3 protein-coding genes are annotated in these 2,913 nt (G+C 43.7%); all 3 read right to left on the minus strand.

The genetic code is table 11. The features are described 5' to 3' along the window. The coding region (locus ELAC_RS11495) for a hypothetical protein (protein ID WP_143406511.1) at nt 1-577 on the minus strand (577 nt) is incomplete at its 3' end. A 392-nt stretch (nt 578-969) separates the two neighbouring features. After that, nucleotides 970-2,697 (minus strand): hypothetical protein, encoded by a 1,728-nt coding sequence (locus ELAC_RS11500; protein WP_098039441.1) that lies wholly within the window; start codon nt 2,695-2,697, stop codon nt 970-972. After that, nucleotides 2,676-2,913 (minus strand): hypothetical protein (locus ELAC_RS11795; RefSeq protein ID WP_158227883.1); only part of this gene is annotated, 238 nt, incomplete at its 5' end. The genes ELAC_RS11795 and ELAC_RS11500, both read right to left, overlap by 22 nt.

Below are 2,913 nucleotides of genomic sequence, written 5' to 3' on the forward strand. Positions count from 1 at the left end.
CTTGCCGGGCGCAGAGCTTGGCGATCTTAACTAAGGAATTTTCATCCGAGGTTGCAAATTTGAGATCCGTATACATCAAGGTTTCTACCAGTTTATCCACGTCTTCAGATTCGATGTCGTAATTTTCAAAATTTATATACTCTAGTCTAAGCAGCAACTTCCCAAGTTCCTTCATCGAAAGCTTGAGACTCCCCAGAGGAATTTTGTTCACATTGATCCAATCTGCCATAGCCTGAAGTTGTTGCTGCTCGACATGAATAGCTGTATGAAAGAATTCGATCGACTCTTTGACGTGATTGCTATCGAAGGGAAGAAGTTGAAGGGAACACTCCCTCAACTTATCAAGCAGAGGATTGTCTTTAGAAATACGCTGGACCCTCATCGCTAAGGAATTGAAGTGGAGCGCTGCATCCTTTTCTTTCTGAAAAACTTCCTTGTTCTTATCAATAAAGTCCGCCACCTTCTCTAGAATTTCACTTTCACCTCCGCTGGTTTTTCCCAGCTCGACCCCAATTTCATCCAATCGATGAGAAAATTCGCTATAATTCCCACACTTTAGGTTATAATTGAAATTCATAATAACCCCAAAAAAAACCCATTAAGTTTATTATATAATTTTAATTTTAAATTATAAAATAATAAAAACAACTTCTAGGGAGTTAATGTTTCTACAGGAGGGGGGAGGGGTGAGAAGGACCTTGCTGCGTAGATGTTTAAAAAAATCTGTAAAGGCCTATATCGAAAATTCGGCAAATGCCTTACAGAGAAAACCTCTCTCTATAAGAGATTTACGTATCCTTTTCTTAGTATCCCTGCTCTAGGAATGACTTTATTCTGGGGATCTTCAGCGAATTGCTTGAAACTTGAAATGCATTGAAATTTCTACCCTGCAACAAGGGATTGCAATGAGGGCAGGCGGTGGTACATCATCCTTAGAAGCGCTTTTCAAGGCAGAAGTGCGCAGGACTGCTAATCGATCCGTCCTGCTCCTTCGATGATATAAACGCCACTCTTTTGAAGTCCTCCACTACCATCGGAGTATTCATAAGGGGCCGGTCCTCCAAGAGCCATAAGATCCTTGCCATAGGAACCCTCTCCATCCTGCGAGGTCAATGGAACGCCTAAGTCTTGTGCGATCTGTTTTGCCAAGGCGTTAAGAGCTGCTTCATGCTCGGAAGGAATAGAGTCCGGGTATAGACGCTCACGAAAGATTACCGATTTTTCTCCATCCCATAAAAGGCGCAGCATGCAGCGGGACACAATCTTGTTTCCATCTTTTATGGCAAGCAATCGATTTTTACCATCCACTAAATACCCCAGCAAACCTTTGTTTAAAATCGGATCGCCATCCAGACGCTGGCAGCTGCCGCTGACATCGGTGCCGCACAGGAGGAGGTCGATAGGGTCATCGGTAAAGACAACCTTAAGATTGCTTTTCAACGTCGTTGTTTTCTTGCTCTTCATAATTTCTAGAAGCCCTTTGACGTCATGGGCAAATTCGCTGTTTTCATACGGTTTCATTGCCTTGTCAATCTCTTCCAGGATTTTGATCCCTCTTTGCGTATCGACCTCTTTACCGGCCTTCAGAGAGAGCAGGCAAGCCTTTTGAAAGTTTAAATTTTGCAATACGGGATCTTTAGTCACCTTCTGAGTGAGCGATTTCAAATTCTTGTTCAATCTCTCGAGGCTTTTCAATGAGTCAGAAAAATCTTGCTCAAGAGCCTTTACCTGCTTTTTAAGCTCTTCAAACTGCCCTCCATCCACATCTTGACCGCTCTTGCCCAGAGTCCCTACACTCTTCTTTTTTCTACTAAGCGCTTCTGCCAAATTTTTATTATTTTCCTTTTGGACAGTTATTTGGGAACGCAGTGCGTTTTTCTCTTCTTCCTTCATGGCCAATTTGATTTCAGCGACTAGATCCGAGAAAATTTCGGCTCGTTGATCATTGGTTACTGCCTGGAGGTATCTTCTGACCCAGGAGAGGTCTGCATCGGCAAGATGGTTATCTATGATCAGTTTGGTTGTGATCCACTCGTTTAGATTAAGGCTATTTTGACCTTTTTCGTCTGACGAGAAGCTCTCTAAATCAACCGTTATTTCCCTTTTCCATTTTTCAATCAAATCCGAATTCCCCGTAGAAATGGTTGCAAGATGGGGATTATTGGCTGTGTCATACCGCTTGGATTTAAAAGTCCCATCCAAAACGGACACTGTATACTCCCCAAGGCACTGCATCACTGCAGGCTCGTTAAGAGTTTTAAGGCCGGCAGCATACGTGAGCAGACCTCCGGGATTGCGGCATCTTCCGAATATTTTGTCATATTTTTCGGACGCGTCCCCCCCTAATTTTTCCAGGGGAATAAGTTCTCCGAGCGATGCCCGGAACTGAGCGCTGAGATCTATGTCAGCGGTCGGCCAGCTTAAATCTTGAAGCTGAAGCAATCCCTTAGCAGCTATCATATTTTTTACAATCCGCTCTTCTTGGCGTATTACTTCAGAGTGCCCCTCTTGCTTCTCAAAAAAAATCTTTTCTAATCCCTGCCTTTTTAATTCAGGCGAATAAATACCGCTCTGTGCAAAGAAATGCATGATATTCAATAGGAGCTTGACTCGATACACATCCCGAAACTTGCTCGTCCTGGAAGTTTGAAATTGACTTATCCCGGTAGCAACCTTCACCAACTCATCCTCAGCCATTCCTCAGCCACCCCCTGTTTTTTTAATTCATAGAATAAGATGGCCAAAAGCATCAGCCCTCTCTTCCCTGAAGTGCCTCTGACACTCTTGATAAAAGCTTCCCATGCCTTTCTACTTCCTTCATCAGCAGCTAGCTCATACATGCCTTTGGATAAACTTACCCTGAAAATCGGATCTTGCAAAAGGCCAAGTTCGGTCCACAGCCCGCAACCGAGC

It is taken from the genome of Estrella lausannensis, from assembly GCF_900000175.1.
In the GTDB taxonomy this organism is placed as follows: Bacteria; Chlamydiota; Chlamydiia; order Chlamydiales; family Criblamydiaceae; genus Estrella; species Estrella lausannensis.

Coding starts and splice junctions, on each gene's coding strand:
- ELAC_RS11500 (WP_098039441.1), bottom strand. CDS start 2,697: ATGGCTGAGGATGAGTTGGTGAAGGTTGCTACCGGGATAAGTCAATTT.